Below are 17,663 nucleotides of genomic sequence, written 5' to 3' on the forward strand. Positions count from 1 at the left end.
TGTTCTTGTGTTCATAAAGGGAAAGTGTTACAATAATCTTTGACAGTTTAAAAAATGGATAGTTATAGGAGTGCAATGCATGAATGTAATTGAGAAAATGTTTGGAACCCACAGTGAGAGAGAGCTGAAAAGAATCAAATCTACTGTGGATAAGATCGAGTCTCTCAGGCCCCAGATGCAGGCATTGAGCGATGAAGAGCTGAGAGGCAAGACCAGAGAATATAAAAACCGCCTTCAGGAAGGGGAAACTTTGGACGATCTGCTTCCTGAGGCTTTTGCCACTGTCCGGGAGGCTGCAAAGCGTGTTCTGGGAATGGAACACTACCGGGTGCAGCTTATCGGCGGTATTATCCTCCATCAGGGACGTATCGCAGAGATGAAGACCGGTGAAGGAAAGACCCTGGTATCTACTCTTCCTGCTTACTTAAACGCACTGGAAGGAAAGGGTGTACACATTGTAACCGTCAACGATTACCTGGCAAACCGTGACGCTGAGTGGATGGGAAAGGTTCATGAGTTTTTGGGACTTACTGTAGGCGTGGTGCTGAACTCTATGAAGAATGACGAGAGAAGAGCCCAGTATGCCTGCGATATCACTTATGTAACCAATAATGAGCTGGGATTCGATTACCTTCGTGACAATATGGTAATCTATAAAGAACAGCTGGTACAGAGGGATCTGAACTATGCCATCATCGATGAGGTAGACTCTGTACTTATCGACGAGGCCCGTACCCCTCTGATCATTTCCGGACAGAGTGGAAAATCCACCAAACTCTATGAAGTCTGCGATATTCTGGCAAGACAGTTAGAGCGTGGAGAGGCCAGCGGCGAGGTTACTAAGATGACCGCCATTATGGGTGAGGAGATCACAGAGACAGGTGATTTCATTGTTAATGAAAAGGACAAAATCGTAAACCTGACAGAGCAGGGCGTTCATAAGGTGGAAAATTTCTTCCACATTGAAAACCTGGCAGATCCGGAGAATCTGGAAATCCAGCACAATATCATCCTGGCTCTTCGGGCTCATAACCTGATGTTCCGGGATCAGGACTATGTGGTAAAGGACGACGAGGTTCTGATCGTAGATGAGTTTACCGGACGTATTATGCCGGGCCGCCGCTATTCTGACGGACTTCATCAGGCTATTGAGGCAAAAGAGCATGTAAAGGTGCGCAGAGAGAGCAAGACTCTGGCAACCATTACTTTCCAGAACTTCTTTAACAAGTATAAGAAAAAAGCAGGTATGACAGGTACGGCTCTTACTGAGGAGAAAGAGTTCCGGGATATTTATGGAATGGATGTTATCGAGATTCCTACAAATAAGCCTATTGCCCGTGTAGATCTGGAAGATGCCGTTTACATGACAAAAAAAGAAAAATTCCGGGCGGTAGTGGAAGCTGTAAAGGAAGCCCACGAAAAACAGCAGCCGGTTCTGGTAGGTACGATTACCATTGAGACTTCAGAACTTTTAAGCCGTATGCTGAAAAGAGAAGGTATTCAGCATCAGGTGCTGAACGCCAAATTCCATGAGATGGAGGCGGAAATCGTAGCCCATGCCGGTGAGGCGGGAAATGTGACCATTGCCACCAATATGGCAGGCCGTGGTACGGATATTAAGCTGGACGAGGTGTCCAGAGAAGCCGGAGGCTTAAAGATCATCGGTACAGAGAGACATGAATCCAGACGTATCGACAATCAGCTGCGAGGCCGTTCCGGACGTCAGGGAGACCCAGGTGAATCCAGATTCTATCTGTCTCTGGAGGATGACCTGATGCGCCTCTTCGGTTCTGAAAAGCTGATGAATGTGTTTAAGTCCCTTGGTGTGGCGGAAAATGAGCAGATTGAGCATAAAATGCTTTCCAGCGCCATTGAGAAAGCCCAGAAGAAGATCGAGGGCAACAACTATGGCATCCGTAAGAACCTGCTGGAGTATGACCAGGTAAATAATGAACAGAGAGAAATCATTTATAAAGAGCGCCGGAGAGTTCTGGACGGCGAAAATATGCGGGATGCTATCTACAAGATGATCACAGATACAGTGGAACATGCTGTAGATATGGTATTTTCTGATGACGTGGACCAGGAAGAATGGGATATGAATGAAATGAATTCTGTTCTCCGGCCTATTATTCCTTTACAGCCCATTACCCGTGAGGATATTAAGGGTATGAAGAAAAACCAGGTGAAACAGAAGCTGAAAGAAGAGGCTGTAAAGCTTTACGAAGAAAAAGAAGCAGAATTTCCCGAGGCAGAACAGCTGCGTGAGCTGGAGCGTGTGATCCTTCTGAAGGTTATTGACCAGAAATGGATGGATCATATCGACGATATGGACCAGCTCCGTCAGGGTATCGGCCTTCAGGCTTACGGTCAGAGAGATCCCAAGGTAGAGTATAAACTTCAGGCATATGAGATGTTCGACAGCATGATCGCTGCCATTCAGGAGACAACCCTGCGGCTTCTGTACCATGTACGTCTGGAGCAGAAGGTAGAAAGAGAGCAGGTAGCTCAGGTGACAGGAACCAACAAAGATGATTCCGGTCCTAAGAAGCCTGTGCAGAAAACAGAGAAAAAAGTATATCCCAACGACCCCTGTCCCTGTGGAAGCGGCAAAAAATACAAACAGTGCTGCGGCAGGAAGAAGATCGGGTGACATCAGGGAAATTAGGCTCAGATAGGTAGAGAAAAGTAAGTAAACTGCTGTAGGTATAGGAGACTGTAACTGCAGCAGTTTGTCAGTTAAAGTCAAATGCGTGGAAAGCTGTAAAAGGAGGAAAGGTTATGGGACAGATGGTGGATTTTACCATGGAGCGGGAAGGACTGGTGAAGCCGGGGGACCGGGTGGAGCTGAAAGAAGACCAGGCCATTACCATGTCAGGAGTCATGTATTACTATACCATAAAGCCAGCGGTGGCAATGTCCAGTAATCTGAAGAAGCCCCTGACAAAACTTACAGGTACAGTACGCAAGGTAGAACCTCAGGTAAGTATCTATATGGTGACAGTTGAGGTTGATCAGTAAAAAATAAGAAGGAGGAAACCAGAGTGGTTGAATTAGACGGCTTTAAGACCAGGGTCAACGGGTATGCCCAGCCTCTTGAAGAAGTGAGGGAGTCCCTGGATCTGGAAAATAAAGAGCAGAGAGTAGAGGAGCTGGAAAGAGAAATGGAGGCTCCCGGATTCTGGGACAATGCAGAACGTTCCCAGAAAATGATGAAGGAATTAAGCGCCTTAAAGAGTGATATGGAGATCTATCACAAGCTCCAGAATCAGAAAGAAGAGATTGAGCTGATGATCGATATGGGATATGAGGAGAATGACCCTTCTGTAATCCCTGACATTGAAGAAATGCTGAATGAATTTGAGGAAGAGTTTGAGAATATCCGGATCAAGACCCTGCTTTCAGGAGAATATGACAAATGCAGCGCTATTGTGACCCTTCATGCAGGGGCAGGCGGTACAGAATCCTGTGACTGGGCCAGCATGCTTTATAGAATGTATCTGCGGTGGGCAGACCGGCATGGATTTTCCACAGAAGTGCTGGACTATCTGGATGGTGAGGAGGCAGGCATCAAATCTGTTACTTTCCAGGTAAACGGAGAAAATGCCTATGGCTATCTGAAATCTGAGAAGGGGGTTCACCGTCTGGTACGTATCTCTCCTTTCAATGCAGCAGGAAAGCGACAGACATCCTTTGTCTCCTGCGATGTAATGCCGGATATTGAGGAAGACCTGGATGTGGAGATCAACCCGGATGATCTGAAAATTGATACCTACCGTTCCAGCGGCGCCGGCGGCCAGCATATTAATAAAACTTCATCGGCAGTGCGTATTACCCATATCCCTACGGGAATTGTGGTACAGTGCCAGAATGAACGTTCTCAATTCCAGAACAAAGACAAGGCTATGCAGATGCTGAAAGCCAAGCTGTATATGCTGAAGCAGCAGGAAAATGAGAAGAAGCTTTCCGGAATCCAGGGAGAGCTGACAGAGATCGGCTGGGGAAATCAGATCCGTTCTTATGTTATGCAGCCTTATACTATGGTTAAAGACCACAGGACCAACGAGGAAACTGGAAATGTAGACGCGGTAATGAACGGAAGCATCGACAATTTTATCAATGCTTATCTGAAATGGTCCGCTCTGGGAAAAAAGGAAAAATAGTTGCCTAAAAAGATAAAGTATGGTACTATCTTTTGTGGACGTACAAATGTATTTTTGGAAAGAACAAAGGGGAAACCTATGGCAGATCACAATAAGTATTACGTAGTAACGGAAAAGGCGGTGCCAGATGTCCTTCTGAAAGTAGTAGAAGCAAAAAAACTTTTGGATACCCAAAAGCTGGATACCGTACAGGAGGCAGTGGAAGCAGTGGGGATAAGCAGAAGCTCCTTCTATAAATATAAAGATGATATCTTTCCTTTTAAAGAGAAAACCAAGGGGGAGAATATTACTTTTATCCTTCAGATGGATGATGAACCAGGGCTGCTTTCTGCAGTGCTTGCGGCTATTGCCCAGTTTCACGGGAATATCCTGACTATACATCAGAGTATCCCTATGAACGGCGTAGCAGGCCTGACCTTAAGCGTGGCAATCCTTCCCACAGAAGGGGACGCTGCAGCAATGGTAGAAAATATAGAACATATTAAGGGTGTGCACTATCTGAAAATATTAGGAAGAGAATAGGCAGAGGAGAAGATTATGATTCAAATTGCAGTGTTAGGATACGGCACCGTTGGCTCCGGTGTTGTGGAAGTATTGGATACCAACAAGGAGAGTATTAAGAAGAGAGCCGGAGAGGAAATCTCCATTAAATACGTGCTGGATCTCAGGGACTTCCCGGGAAGTCCTATTGAAAATATTCTGGTACATGATTTTGAGACTATTATCAATGACCCGGAAGTTCAGATCGTGGTAGAGGTTATGGGAGGGGTTGAACCTGCCTATACTTTTTCAAAGAGAGCTCTGGAAGCCGGAAAATCTGTGTGTACCTCCAATAAAGAGCTGGTGGCCAGACATGGACTGGAGCTTATCGAGATTGCCAAGGCCCATAAAGTAAACTATATGTTTGAGGCAAGCTGCGGAGGCGGAATTCCCATTATCCGTCCCCTCAACTCTTCTCTTACGGCAGATGAAATTGACGAGGTCACCGGAATCCTTAATGGAACCACCAACTATATCCTGACAGAAATGGGAGATAAGTACGCGGACTTTGAGGGTGTATTAAAGGAAGCTCAGGAAAAAGGCTATGCAGAGCGGAATCCGGAAGCAGATGTAGAAGGATATGATGCCTGCAGAAAGATTGCCATACTCTCTTCTCTGGCTTATGGGGCTCATGTGAATTATGAGAATATTTATACCGAGGGAATCACCAGGATCACAGCAGAAGATATGAAGTATGCAAGTCTCCTGGGAATGAAGGTAAAACTGCTGGCTACCAGCAAGCGGAAAGGTGAAAAATTCTACGCTATGGTATGCCCGGAACTGGTGGGAAAGAATAGCCCTCTTTACAGTGTAAACGGTGTTTTTAACGCTATTTTTGTCCACGGCAATGTACTGGGAGATGCTATGTTCTATGGAAGCGGAGCAGGAAAGCTGCCTACAGCCAGCGCAGTTGTGGGAGATGTAGTAGACTGCGCCAAACATCCTGGAAAGACTGTAGTAACCTACTGGAGCAGCAAGGTTCTGGATCAGGTTGACATAAAGGATGTGGAGCATAGGTTCTTTGTAAGAGTGAAGGGTAATCTTCAGGAAGATAAAGAGAAGATAGAAGTGCTTTTTGGAAAAGCTGAATTTATAGGCGTTCCAGGTCTTGAAGGGGAATTCGGATTTGTTACAGAATTGATGAGTGAGAGAACATTTGACGAAAAAGCGGCTGCTCTGCCTGAAATCCTGGGCAGGATCCGCATCAGAGCGTAAGAGGTAAGAAAGAATGAAATATATTGTGGTTTTAGGAGACGGTATGGCAGATGAGCCCTTAAAAGAGCTGGAAGGGAAAACACCTTTGGCCTATGGGGCCACTCCTGTAATGGACAGTCTGGCACAACTGGGAGAAATGGGAATGGTAAAGAATGTGCCAAAAGGAATGGCGCCGGGAAGTGATACGGCAAACCTGTCTGTGCTGGGATATGATCCAGAGCTCTATTATTCCGGAAGATCCCCTCTGGAGGCCCTGAATATCGGCGTGGATATGAAGGAAGGAGACGTAGCCATACGGGCAAACCTTGTAACTTTATCCCAGGAAGAGGAGAACTATGAGGAAAAGAGGATCCTGGACCACAGTGCAGATGAGATTACCACTGAAGAAGCGGAAATACTGCTGGAGGCGGTGAAAAAAGAGCTGGAGAATGAAATCTTTCAGTTTTATCCGGGAACCAGTTATCGCCACTGCCTGATCTGGAAACAGGGAATGACGGTGCCCCTTACTCCACCTCATGATATACGGGGAAAGAAGATACAGGAGTATCTTCCAGAAGAACCTCTGCTTCTTAAAATGCAGAAAAAGAGTTATGAGATTTTGAAAGATCATCCTGTGAATCTGGCCAGAATGGAAAAAGGACTGAACCCCGGCAACAGTCTGTGGTTCTGGGGAGCAGGAACAAAACCTTCTCTGGATTCCTTTGAGGAGAAGTTTCATAAAAAAGGAGCTATGATCTCAGCAGTAGATCTTTTAAAAGGAATTGCTGTGGGAACCAGAATGAAAAATATTTCTGTGGAAGGAGCCAACGGAGGACTGGACACTAACTATGAAGGAAAAGCAGATGCAGCTCTGAAAGCCCTGCTGGAGGATGACTGTGATTTTGTGTATGTTCATGTGGAGGCTCCTGACGAGATGGGCCATCAGGGAAGCATAGAGAAGAAGATCAAGGCTATTGAGTATCTGGACGGAAGAGTTGTGGGAAGAATCAAAGAGGGAATGGATGCCTCAGGAGAAGACTACCGGATGCTGGTGCTGCCGGATCATCCTACGCCCATATCTGTGAAGACCCATACTGCCAACCCTGTACCCTATGTGCTTTATGACAGCAGAAATCAGGAGAAAAAGGAAGGCCTTTCTTACAGCGAGGCAGAAGCCCAAAAAACAGGAAAAATGGTGGAAAAAGGACATGAACTGATCTGGCACCTGCTGGAAAAATAAATAGGTTTTCGGTTTAATTTAAGGAGCTGTAGCGTTAGACATATGTCTAACGCTACAGCTCCTTTTCGATTTACATGTAGTTAAAAGGCTGTTCCTGCATGGGCGGTTCTTCTTTTGGTCTGGGATTGTCTATTTCTCCGGTTACATCCATATAAAAATGAGCCATAGTGTTGGCAATATAAGGCTCCAGCCAGAGGAGGCCGATATAACAGGTGAAGACGCAGGCAATAGTCAGAGGAATAAAGCTCAGAGTAATATAGAAGTATCTGCCTTTGTTTCCCCTCATCAGACGGAAACTTATCTTCAGGGACTCTATGGCACCCATCTCCGGATTGTCCAGAAGAAGATAATTGGACAGGCCAAAGAAGAGAGAAAGTATAAGGCCTATCAAAGACTGTACCAGAGAAGCTGCCAGGGAGAAAACCAGAGATTCCATGGTTTCTGTCCGATAGCTGAGTACAGTCAGAGGAAGAGACGGAAGGACTTCTGCCAGAAGCAGGATCAGGTTTACAGTTAAAAACCTGTCCGGCTGCATGGTAAAGGGAAGAATCAAATCCTTCAGCTCAAAGGCCTCTTTTCGGTTGATATTCAGATGCATCTTCATATTACCTGCCTGAAGAAGGGAAACAAAAAGATTTACAATATAAATCATAATCTGACAGGTGACGATGCTCAGCACGCTGTAAGGTGACAAAAGTGCCGTGATTACCAGAGTAAGGATAATGGAACAGATAAAAATAAGCAGGTAGGCGGCAACGGGAAGTCCCCATTGTCCGTTTAAGGCCTCTCTGGACAAGGCCTTTAAATCTGATGATGAACGTCTCATAAAGATATCTCCAATCTGAAAAATGTTTACGTGGATATGGAATCTGTAGTATAATTTTCTATTATCATTTCTGACAGGAAAGGCGGGGAAAACATGAAGCAGAACAGAAACCCACAGCAGGAAAAGGGCATTTATATCTGCGGCCTGATATTGCTGGGGCTGCTGGCCTTCTGGCTGGGAGCAGAGCATTTTCTGGGATTGAAGTTTTCCCTTCCGCCCTGCGTGTTCCACAGCCTTACAGGACTGTACTGCCCGGGCTGCGGAGGCACAAGAGCCTTCCGGCTTCTGCTTTCAGGGCATATCCTTCAGTCTTTTCTGTACCATCCAGCGGTAGTCCTTACAGCCGTTCTCTATGTATGGTTTATGGTTTCCCACACAGCAGAAATCTTGTCAAAAGGGCGGCTGAAAATTGGTCTTCCCTATACAGATAAATTTCTATACCTGGAGGTCGTTGTGATCATCCTCCAGTGTATCATAAAAAACTTTGCAAAAATCTTCTGGGGGACAGGAATCCTTTAAATATAATTGTCCCCTGTTCCGGAGTCTGGTTCCTGGTACTCAGGGAAGTAGTCTCCATCGGGGTAAGAATATCCTGGATAACTGTCACCGCCGTTAAAATAATCGTAATAGTCTTCAAAAAAATCATCATAGGCATCATCGCCGTTGTCATAATAAGGCGTATCCGGCTGCGAGTAGGAATCCGAACCGTAATCAGAAATTCCGCCGGTGTATTTCTCAATAAAATCATAGAGTTCCTGCTCTGTTATTGTATCAGAAGTAAGCAGATCCATGTAATCCTGGAAAAAGCTTCTGCCCATAGGTGAAGAGAATACCATAACAGAGACCAGGATTCCCAGAGTCAGCAGAATGGCCAGCAGGGCTGTGGAAATAGCCATGCCCGCCTTGGCAGGGCCGGGACGGGAAAACTTCCCTTTGGACAGACAGGAAAATAAGATTCCAAGTCCGGCAAAAGGAATGGATATAAAGGGAAAACAGCACAAAGAGACAAGAGCCAGGATTCCCATAACCAGAGAAAGGGTAGCAAAGTTCTGGCTCCCGTCATAATACCGGGGAGGCGGAGCAGGTGCCGGATCCTCCGGACGATAAGGCTGATAGTAGTTGCCTTCTGTTGGATTGTCCATAAGTTAGAACCTCGTTTCTGTAGTGTTTTTCCCTATTTTAGCATGTATGGGTAAAGGGGGCAAGACCTCCTTGATTTTTAGGAAAATACGTGTTAGAGTTTTATGGGTTAAAGAATCAAAAGAAAGGGACAGTTATTATATGGATATTATTCAGAAAATCACCCAGGAATTAAAAGTAGAAAAATGGCAGGTAGAAGCTGCTGTTAAGTTGATAGATGAAGGAAATACGATCCCCTTTATTTCCAGATACCGGAAAGAAGTCACCGGGGCTTTAAACGATGAACAGCTCCGTAACCTTTCCGAGCGACTGAACTATCTGAGAAATCTGGAGGATAAGAAAAACCAGGTACTTTCCAGTATTGAAGAACAGGGAAAACTGACAGAAGAATTAAAAAAACAGATTCTGGAAGCAGAGACCCTGGTGGTAGTGGAAGACCTTTACCGGCCTTACCGTCCAAAGAGAAGGACAAGAGCTACCATTGCAAAAGAAAAAGGACTGGAGCCTTTGGCAAATATCCTACTCCTGCAGATGACACAGAAGACCATGGAAGAAGAGGCAGCAGCCTTTGTCTCTGAAGAAAAGGAAGTAAAAACGCCTCAGGAAGCTCTGGCAGGAGCTATGGATATTGTGGCAGAAAGTATCTCTGATGAGGCAGACTACCGTATCCGTATCCGGAAGATGACCATGAAATCCGGCCTTCTGGTATCTGCTGCGAAAAAGCCAGAGGAATCTACAGTATACGATATGTACTATGAATATGAGGAACCGGTTTCCAAAGTGGCAGGCCACAGAGTGCTGGCCATTAACCGTGGAGAAAAGGAGAAGATCCTTACTGTGAAGATCCAGGCTCCGGAGGAAGATATTCTCCGCTATCTGGAAAAACAGGTGATCACCAAAGATAATCCCAATACCTCAGAAATCTTAAAAGCAGCAGTGGAAGACAGCTACCGCCGTCTGATCGCTCCTGCTATTGAAAGAGAAATCCGCAGTGACATGACAGAAAAAGCCGAGGACGGAGCTATCAAGGTGTTTAAGAAAAACCTGGAACAGCTTCTGATGCAGCCGCCTATCGAGGGGCAGGTAGTTCTGGGCTGGGACCCTGCTTTCCGTACAGGGTGTAAGCTGGCAGTAGTAGACCCTACAGGTAAAGTTCTGGATACTACAGTTATCTATCCTACAGCGCCGACTACTCCGGCAAAGATCGCTGCAGCTAAAGAGACGCTGAAAAAGCTTATTAAAAAATACAACATTACCCTGTTTTCTGTGGGAAATGGAACTGCCAGCAGGGAATCTGAACAGGTTATCGTGGAGCTTTTAAAGGAGATTCCTGAGAAAGTCCAGTATGTGATCACCAATGAAGCAGGGGCTTCTGTATACTCTGCCAGCAAGCTGGCTACGGAGGAGTTTCCGAATTTTGACGTGGGACAGAGAAGCGCGGCGTCTATTGCCAGAAGACTTCAGGATCCCCTGGCAGAATTGGTAAAGATTGACCCGAAATCTATCGGTGTGGGACAGTATCAGCATGATATGAACCAGAAGAAACTGGGAGAAGCACTTTCCGGAGTGGTAGAAGACTGTGTAAACCGGGTGGGCGTAGACCTGAATACAGCTTCTGTCTCTCTTCTGGAATATGTGTCCGGCGTTTCCAAGGCAATTGCCAAAAACATTGTGGCTTACAGAGAAGAGAACGGAAGGTTTGAAGACAGAAAAGAACTTCTGAAGGTAGCAAAGCTGGGACCGAAGGCTTTTGAACAGTGTGCCGGATTCCTTCGCATCCGGGGAGGAAAGAACCCTCTGGATGGTACCAGCGTACATCCGGAATCTTATGAAGCAGCAGAAAAATTCCTGGCACAGATGGGAATGAAACCGGAAGACATTTTTAACGGCCCGGCAGTATATTATGTGAAAGATTATGGTCAGATGGCCAAGAAGCTGGAAATTGGAGAAATGACCCTCCGGGATATGGTGAAGGAGCTGACAAAACCGGGAAGAGATCCCAGAGAAGAAATGCCCAGACCAATCCTCCGTACCGATGTACTGGAGATGAAAGACCTGAAAGAAGGAATGATCCTGAAAGGAACCGTACGGAATGTTATTGACTTCGGTGCCTTTGTAGATATCGGCGTGCACCAGGACGGCCTGGTACATATTTCTCAGATGACAGACCGGTATATCAAGCATCCTCTGGAAGCTGTCAGCGTAGGAGATATTGTAGAAGTAAAGGTTCTGGGCGTAGACATGAAGAAAAAGAGAATTTCTCTCACCATGAAGGGAATTCATTAAGAGAAAGGAAGGGTTAAAATGAATGTAAATCAAGAAAGGATTGCAAAACTGCAGCAGGAAATGCAGTTGGCGGGAATCGATGTGTACCTGGTGCCTACTGCAGATTTTCATCAGTCAGAGTATGTAGGAGATTATTTTAAGGCAAGAGCCTGGCTTTCTGGATTTACCGGTTCCGCAGGAACCCTTATTGTCACAAAAAATGAGGCCCGCCTTTGGACAGACGGCAGATACTTTATCCAGGCTGGAAAGCAGCTTGCCGGCACAGGGGTGACCCTTATGAAGATGGGAGAAGAAGGGGTGCCTACAGTAGAAGAATTCATTGAAGAGGTCCTGCCTCAGAAGGGATGCCTGGGCTGTGACGGACGGACCATCAGTGTTGCCGAGGGCAGAAAGTATGAAGAATTGCTGGAAAAGAAAGAAGGAACCTTTAAGTGCCAGGATGATCTGGCAGGAAAAATCTGGTCAGACCGTCCTCAGATGTCAAAAGAGCCGGTTTATATCCTGGATGTGAAATATGCAGGAGAAACAAGAGAAGAGAAGATTGCCAGAGTCCGCAGAGAGATGGAAGAGGCAGGTGCTCAGATCCATGTAATCTCCAGTCTGGATGACATTGTATGGCTGCTGAATATCCGAGGAAATGATATTGAATATAATCCGGTAGTCCTTTCCTATGTGATACTGACTATGGACCAGGTACATTTTTATGTACAGGAAGAGGCTGTGTCCTCAAAGGTCAGAGAAGAGCTGGAAAAGGCAGGCGTGGTGCTGCACCCCTACTTCCAGGTTTATGAAGATGTGAAAAAACTGGAGGATTCTCAGAAGGTAATGCTGGAGGATCTGTGTACAAACTATTCTCTGTATAAAAATATTCCACAGAAAAGGGAGATTATTTTCCGTCCAAATCCGGCAGCAATTTTTAAAGGAAATAAAAATCCGGTAGAAATGGAAAATCTGAAAGTGGCTCATATTAAAGATGCCAGGGCTATGTGCCGGTTTATTTACTGGCTGAAAAAGAACGTGCCGGGAGGAGATGTGACGGAGTACAGCGCCTCTTTAGAGAGCAAAAAATTCCGTATGGAAGATCCAGACTGTCTGGACCTGAGCTTTGAGACTATCTGTGCTTATGGTCCAAACGCGGCAATGTGCCACTATGCTCCTACGGAGACAGACTATGCTAAAGTGGAGCCCAAGGGATTCTTCCTGATTGATTCTGGCGGACAGTACTGGCAGGGAACCACAGACATTACCAGGACTATTGCAGTGGGAGAACTGACCAGAGAGCAGAAAGAACATTTTACTCTGGTGCTTCAGGGGCATATCCGCCTTGCTATGGCAAAATTCCAGGAAGGATGCAGTGGAGCAAATCTGGATGTGCTGGTAAGAGGTCCTCTTTGGGCTCGCGGACTGGACTTTAACCATGGAACAGGACACGGGGTAGGATATCTTCTGAATGTACATGAAGGCCCTCAGAATATTAACTGGAAGATAAGGGCAAATGGAAGAAGAGGGAATGCAACACCCTTGGAAGAGGGAATGCTTACTTCTGACGAGCCAGGCCTGTACCTGGAGGGGAGATACGGAATCCGTACAGAGAATCTCCTCCTCTGTAAAAAAGCGGAGAAGAACGGATACGGACAGTTTATGGAATTTGAGACGGTTACTCTGGTGCCTTATGAAAGAGAAGCGATTCTTCCGGAAATGCTGACACGGGAGGAACTGGAGTGGCTGAACGATTATCACAGGAGAGTATATGATACTATAGGCCCTATGCTGATTGAAGAAGAAAGAGAATGGCTGAAAGAGGCCACAGCTGAAATCTGATGAAGAGAGCAAGTTAAAAAAGAACAGGACCGCCAGAGAAGAATTGAAGATAAGTACAGAAAAACAGGACTTAGGCGGTTCTGTTTTTTTGACTAAAACTCCTGAAAATAAACATACTTTTTTTCTATTTTTATGCATTGACATATACAGAACAAGGGCCGTATAATGATATTGGTTCGGAAACGAACTATTTGGAACCCGAACTAATTCAGTGAGGTGAGAGAATGGAAAAAAAGAAGTTGATTCAGGAAAATCCCAAGAGGGAAGAGGATGCGGGAAGAATCATCAATATCGTATCCCATCAACTGAAACGGACGATTTTTTTCTACACCTGGAAAGACTGCGGACTGACTACCATGCAGAACCGTGTGCTGCATTATATTCTTGTCAGATCCCTGGAGAATCCTGTATACCAGAAGGATCTTGAGAAAGAATTCAAAGTCAGCAAGTCTACCGTTACGGAAATACTTCAGCTCATGGAGAGGAAGGGCTTTATCGAAAGGAAGTCCTCTAAACGGGATGGAAGGATGAAAAGGATCCTTCCCACGGAAAAGGCCATTACCATACAGAGGGAAGTAATGGAAAATATCCGGACTGTGGAAGAAAAGCTGCGGGCGGGAGTGACCGAGGAGGACTACAAGACCTGTCTTAAGGTGCTGAAGAAAATGTCCGAAAATTTAGCCAAAGAAGAAGATTATATGAAAGGAAGGGAAGAAATGTATGAATAGGAAACTGCTTCAATCTGTACGAGAATATAAAAAGGAATCTATTTTGACGCCGATTCTCGTAATCTTTGAAGTTCTGATAGAAGTGCTGATTCCACTTCTTATGGCCAGGATCATCGATGTAGGTATCGCCAACGGAGATATGGGATACATACTGAGTATCGGTGTAGTGCTGGTTATCATGGCTATGGTGTCGCTGTTTTTCGGCGCAATGGCAGGTAAGATGGGAGCCATCGCTTCCTCTGGATATGCCAAGAATCTGAGGCATGATATTTTCTATAAAATACAGGAATTTTCATTTAAGAACATTGACAATTTTTCAACCTCAAGTCTGGTAACCAGACTGACAACAGACATCACCAACATCCAGATGGCGTATATGATGACCATCCGTATGCTGGTAAGAGCGCCGATCATGATCGTGCTGTCTCTTATCATGACGCTGACCATTAATGCGGATATTGCCCTGATGCTGCTGATCACCGTGCCGATTCTGGGCGGTATTCTTATTTTTATCGCCAAAAAGGCCCATCCTCATTTTATCCGTGTATTTGATGAGTATGACGTACTGAATAATACGGTCCAGGAAAATGTAAATGCAGCCAGAGTAGTAAAGGCTTATGTAAGAGCAGAACATGAGGACGAGAAGTTCCATAAGATTTCCGGTATTGTTTATAAACTGTTCACAAAAGCAGAGAAGATCGTTGCATGGAATAATCCGGTAATGATGTTTACCATATATCTGGTAGTGCTCTGTATGGTTTATATCGGAGGAAAGAGTATTGTCTTTGGAACCATGGAGACTGGTGAGCTTACCAGTGTTATCGTCTATGCTATCCAGATCCTCATTTCTCTGATGATGGTTTCTTTTGTTTTCGTTCTGATCATGATCGCCCAGGCTTCTACAGACCGTATTACAGAGGTCATGGATGAAGTTCCTGAGATGTCTGATAAAGAAAATGCAAGGACAGAGGTAGCCAACGGAGATATTGATTTTGAGAATGTAGACTTCAGTTATTCGGGAGAAGGAGGAAATCTTTCTCTGAAGAATGTTAATCTCCATATTAAGTCAGGACAGATGATCGGTATCGTGGGAGGGACCGGAAGCGCCAAATCTACTTTGGTGCAGATGATCCCAAGGCTTTATGACGTAACAAAAGGATGCGTAAAAGTAGGAGACGTAGATGTACGGGAGTACAAACTGGAATCTCTTCGTGATCAGGTATCTATGGTACTGCAGAAAAACGTGCTGTTTACAGGTACCATCTACGACAACATCCGCTGGGGTGATGAGGAGGCTACAGATGAAGAGGTGCAGAGAGTCTGTAAGCTGGCTCAGGCCGACAGTTTTATCCAGGAATTCCCGGATAAGTACGATACTATGATCGTACAGGGCGGAAATAATGTTTCCGGCGGTCAGAAGCAGAGACTCTGTATTGCAAGAGCTTTGCTTAAGAAACCGAAGATCCTGATCCTTGACGATTCTACCAGTGCGGTAGATACCAAGACAGATGCTCTGATCCGAAAAGCATTCAGAGAGGAAATACCGGATACTACCAAGATCATTATCGCTCAGAGGATCTCTTCTGTGGAAGATGCGGATATGATCATTGTTATGGAAAATGGTGAGATCAACGGTATAGGAACATCTGAAGAGCTGCTGAAGACCAATGCCATCTACCGTGAGATTTATGAATCGCAGATTAAGGGAGGTGAAGAGAATGAGTAAACCAAATGATAAGCCAAAGGTAAACGCAGGTACCCTTAAGACAGCAGGAAGACTTTTGAAATATGTGACAGGGCCTTATAAGGTACAGTTTATCATTGTATTGATCTGTATACTTATGACCTCTATCTCTTCTATTGCTGTGTCACTTTCTCTCAGATTCCTGCTGGATGACTTTATTCTTCCCCTGGTGGGACAGCAGAATCCGAATTTCACAGAGCTGTATCAGGCAATGGCAGTTCTGGCATGTATTTTTATACTGGGCGTTATCGCCAGCTTTGTGTACAACCGCCTGATGGTTATTATCGGCCAGGGCGTGCTGAAGAAAGTAAGAGACGAGATGTTTGAGCATATGCAGACTCTTCCGATCCGTTATTTCGACCAGAATACAAACGGTTCTATCATGAGTCTGTATACTAATGATACGGATACCCTGAGACAGATGATCAACCAGTCTATCCCACAGGTGCTCATGTCCAGCTTTACTATTGTAGTAACCTTTATTTCCATGCTGCTTTTAAGCCCCATCCTGACAGCCCTGGCAGTGCTGGTCATCCTGCTGATGATCCTTGTAGCCAGATACGTGGGAGGAAACAGCGGAAAATATTTCATCAGACAGCAGATCGACCTGGCTGATGTTACCGGATATGTAGAAGAGCAGATGAATGGACAGAGGGTTATCAAAGTTTTCAACCATGAGAGAAGGACAGAGGAAGATTTTGACAGATTAAACGAAAGACTTTTCGAAAGTGCATCTTCTGCACATACCTTTGCAAGTATGATGGGGCCTATTATCGGAAACATGGGAAATCTGCAGTTCGTTCTTACAGCTATTTTCGGCGGTGTCCTTTCTGTAGCAGGAATCGGAGGAATTACTCTGGGTGTTATGGCTTCTTATCTTCAGTTTACCAGAAGCTTTACGCAGCCTTTTATGCAGATTGCTCAGCAGTTTAACTCCATTATCATGGCGCTGGCAGGTGCAGAGCGTATCTTCAATATGATCGATGAGGAGCCGGAAGTAGACGACGGATATGTTACTCTTGTAAATGCAAAGAGAAATCCAGACGGAAGTCTTACAGAGTGCCAGGAGCGTACAGGCCTCTGGGCATGGAAACACCCTCATCAGGCAGACGGAAGCGTTACCTATACAGAGCTGAAAGGCGATGTAAGATTCTTCGATATGTCCTTTGGATATACGGATGACCATATGGTACTCCACGACCTGACCCTCTATGCAAAGCCAGGCCAGAAAGTTGCTTTCGTAGGTTCTACCGGAGCAGGAAAGACAACCATCACCAACCTGATCAATCGATTTTACGATGTACAGGACGGTAAGATCCGTTATGACGGAATTAATATCAACAAGATCAAGAAGGCAGATCTCCGTCATTCCCTGGGAATCGTTCTTCAGGATACTCATCTGTTCACAGGAACCATTATGGAGAATATCCGCTACGGAAAACTGGACGCTACAGACGAGGAAGTTTACGCGGCAGCAAGACTGGCTCATGCAGACCAGTTTATCAATATGCTTCCAAAAGGATATGACACGGTACTTACCGGAGACGGCGAGGAACTGTCACAGGGCCAGAGGCAGCTGCTGGCTATTGCCAGAGCGGCTATTGCAGATCCGCCGGTATTGATCCTGGACGAGGCAACCTCCAGCATCGATACCCGTACAGAGCGTATTGTCCAGCAGGGTATGGATAACCTGATGAAAGGGCGTACCGTATTTGTTATTGCCCACAGACTGTCCACTATCCGTAACAGTGATGCCATCATGGTTCTGGAACACGGACGGATCATCGAGAGAGGTACCCATAAAGAGCTGCTGGCTCTGAAGGGAACCTACTATCAGTTGTATACTGGAAAACTGGAACTGTCATAGTTATTTATAGACGGGATGGAAGCCCCCTGTGTTTTCTTGCTCAGTCTGCGCTGGTTTGATTCTGAGGTCTCAAACCATGCTCGACAAATTCGCAGAAAACACAGGGGGCTTTCT

The 17,663-nt window shown here is 45.5% G+C and carries 14 protein-coding genes; 12 read left to right on the top strand and 2 right to left on the bottom strand.

Features of this window, described 5'->3' with window-relative positions:
* The first annotated feature begins 79 nt into the window (after positions 1-79).
* The 6 genes from secA (at position 80) to B5G00_RS05290 (ending at position 7,137) form a co-directional block, all read left to right on the top strand.
* Positions 80-2,653, top strand: a complete 2,574-nt coding sequence (secA, locus tag B5G00_RS05265) for a preprotein translocase subunit SecA (RefSeq protein ID WP_087269592.1) — start codon at positions 80-82, stop codon at positions 2,651-2,653.
* A gap of 128 nt (positions 2,654-2,781) precedes the next feature.
* Positions 2,782-3,021, top strand: a complete 240-nt coding sequence (locus tag B5G00_RS05270) for a hypothetical protein (RefSeq protein ID WP_087269595.1) — start codon at positions 2,782-2,784, stop codon at positions 3,019-3,021.
* A 23-nt stretch (positions 3,022-3,044) separates the two neighbouring features.
* Entirely contained in the window at positions 3,045-4,163 is a 1,119-nt protein-coding gene (gene prfB / locus B5G00_RS05275) for a peptide chain release factor 2 (protein ID WP_087269598.1), read from the top strand.
* A 78-nt stretch (positions 4,164-4,241) separates the two neighbouring features.
* Positions 4,242-4,685 (top strand): ACT domain-containing protein, encoded by a 444-nt coding sequence (locus B5G00_RS05280; RefSeq protein WP_087269689.1) that lies wholly within the window; start codon positions 4,242-4,244, stop codon positions 4,683-4,685.
* 15 nt (positions 4,686-4,700) lie between these two features.
* Positions 4,701-5,918 carry a homoserine dehydrogenase gene (locus tag B5G00_RS05285; protein WP_087269601.1) on the top strand — a complete coding sequence of 406 codons (1,218 nt, stop codon included), beginning with the start codon at positions 4,701-4,703 and terminating at the stop codon, positions 5,916-5,918.
* A gap of 13 nt (positions 5,919-5,931) precedes the next feature.
* On the top strand, positions 5,932-7,137 hold the full coding sequence (locus B5G00_RS05290) for a cofactor-independent phosphoglycerate mutase (RefSeq protein ID WP_087269604.1): 1,206 nt from the start codon (positions 5,932-5,934) through the stop codon (positions 7,135-7,137).
* A gap of 70 nt (positions 7,138-7,207) precedes the next feature.
* Here B5G00_RS05290 and B5G00_RS05295 read toward each other — a convergent pair whose 3' ends face one another.
* On the bottom strand, positions 7,208-7,963 hold the full coding sequence (locus tag B5G00_RS05295; protein WP_162613485.1) for a DUF975 family protein: 756 nt from the start codon (positions 7,961-7,963) through the stop codon (positions 7,208-7,210).
* Positions 7,964-8,056: 93 nt separating this feature from the next.
* On the opposite strand from B5G00_RS05295, the gene B5G00_RS05300 reads away from it, so the two are divergent.
* The gene (locus tag B5G00_RS05300; RefSeq protein ID WP_087269692.1) at positions 8,057-8,482 is read left to right on the top strand and encodes a DUF2752 domain-containing protein; all 426 of its coding nucleotides are present in this window, start codon (positions 8,057-8,059) and stop codon (positions 8,480-8,482) included.
* Here the strand turns inward: B5G00_RS05300 and B5G00_RS05305 are convergent.
* Positions 8,479-9,105 (bottom strand): hypothetical protein, encoded by a 627-nt coding sequence (locus B5G00_RS05305; RefSeq protein WP_087269609.1) that lies wholly within the window; start codon positions 9,103-9,105, stop codon positions 8,479-8,481. The genes B5G00_RS05300 and B5G00_RS05305 overlap by 4 nt on opposite strands.
* A gap of 139 nt (positions 9,106-9,244) precedes the next feature.
* On the opposite strand from B5G00_RS05305, the gene B5G00_RS05310 reads away from it, so the two are divergent.
* From B5G00_RS05310 to B5G00_RS05330, 5 genes are all read left to right on the top strand, one after another.
* Positions 9,245-11,389, top strand: coding sequence for a Tex family protein (locus B5G00_RS05310; protein ID WP_087269612.1), 2,145 nt, complete (start codon positions 9,245-9,247; stop codon positions 11,387-11,389).
* 18 nt (positions 11,390-11,407) lie between these two features.
* Positions 11,408-13,210 (top strand): aminopeptidase P family protein, encoded by a 1,803-nt coding sequence (locus B5G00_RS05315; RefSeq protein ID WP_087269615.1) that lies wholly within the window; start codon positions 11,408-11,410, stop codon positions 13,208-13,210.
* Between the two features lie 224 nt (positions 13,211-13,434).
* Positions 13,435-13,938: a MarR family winged helix-turn-helix transcriptional regulator gene (locus B5G00_RS05320; RefSeq protein WP_087269618.1), complete on the top strand. Its 504-nt coding sequence runs from the start codon at positions 13,435-13,437 to the stop codon at positions 13,936-13,938.
* The gene (locus B5G00_RS05325) at positions 13,931-15,664 is read left to right on the top strand and encodes an ABC transporter ATP-binding protein (protein WP_087269621.1); all 1,734 of its coding nucleotides are present in this window, start codon (positions 13,931-13,933) and stop codon (positions 15,662-15,664) included. The genes B5G00_RS05320 and B5G00_RS05325 overlap by 8 nt, the downstream gene beginning before the upstream one ends.
* Positions 15,657-17,549 (top strand): ABC transporter ATP-binding protein, encoded by a 1,893-nt coding sequence (locus B5G00_RS05330; RefSeq protein ID WP_087269624.1) that lies wholly within the window; start codon positions 15,657-15,659, stop codon positions 17,547-17,549. Before B5G00_RS05325 ends, B5G00_RS05330 begins: the two co-directional genes overlap by 8 nt.
* Positions 17,550-17,663 lie beyond the last annotated feature (114 nt).

Origin of the sequence: Blautia sp. An46 (assembly GCF_002161645.1) — a bacterium.
GTDB classification, from domain to species: Bacteria; Bacillota; Clostridia; order Lachnospirales; family Lachnospiraceae; genus Blautia; species Blautia ornithocaccae.

Bases quoted from the DNA above. Each gene is read 5' to 3' on its own strand.
- secA (WP_087269592.1), top strand. From the start codon at position 80: ATGAATGTAATTGAGAAAATGTTTGGAACCCACAGTGAGAGAGAGCTG.
- B5G00_RS05270 (WP_087269595.1), top strand. From the start codon at position 2,782: ATGGGACAGATGGTGGATTTTACCATGGAGCGGGAAGGACTGGTGAAG.
- B5G00_RS05280 (WP_087269689.1), top strand. From the start codon at position 4,242: ATGGCAGATCACAATAAGTATTACGTAGTAACGGAAAAGGCGGTGCCA.
- B5G00_RS05285 (WP_087269601.1), top strand. From the start codon at position 4,701: ATGATTCAAATTGCAGTGTTAGGATACGGCACCGTTGGCTCCGGTGTT.
- B5G00_RS05290 (WP_087269604.1), top strand. From the start codon at position 5,932: ATGAAATATATTGTGGTTTTAGGAGACGGTATGGCAGATGAGCCCTTA.
- B5G00_RS05295 (WP_162613485.1), bottom strand. From the start codon at position 7,963: ATGAGACGTTCATCATCAGATTTAAAGGCCTTGTCCAGAGAGGCCTTA.
- B5G00_RS05300 (WP_087269692.1), top strand. From the start codon at position 8,057: ATGAAGCAGAACAGAAACCCACAGCAGGAAAAGGGCATTTATATCTGC.
- B5G00_RS05305 (WP_087269609.1), bottom strand. From the start codon at position 9,105: ATGGACAATCCAACAGAAGGCAACTACTATCAGCCTTATCGTCCGGAG.
- B5G00_RS05310 (WP_087269612.1), top strand. From the start codon at position 9,245: ATGGATATTATTCAGAAAATCACCCAGGAATTAAAAGTAGAAAAATGG.
- B5G00_RS05315 (WP_087269615.1), top strand. From the start codon at position 11,408: ATGAATGTAAATCAAGAAAGGATTGCAAAACTGCAGCAGGAAATGCAG.
- B5G00_RS05320 (WP_087269618.1), top strand. From the start codon at position 13,435: ATGGAAAAAAAGAAGTTGATTCAGGAAAATCCCAAGAGGGAAGAGGAT.
- B5G00_RS05325 (WP_087269621.1), top strand. From the start codon at position 13,931: ATGAATAGGAAACTGCTTCAATCTGTACGAGAATATAAAAAGGAATCT.
- B5G00_RS05330 (WP_087269624.1), top strand. From the start codon at position 15,657: ATGAGTAAACCAAATGATAAGCCAAAGGTAAACGCAGGTACCCTTAAG.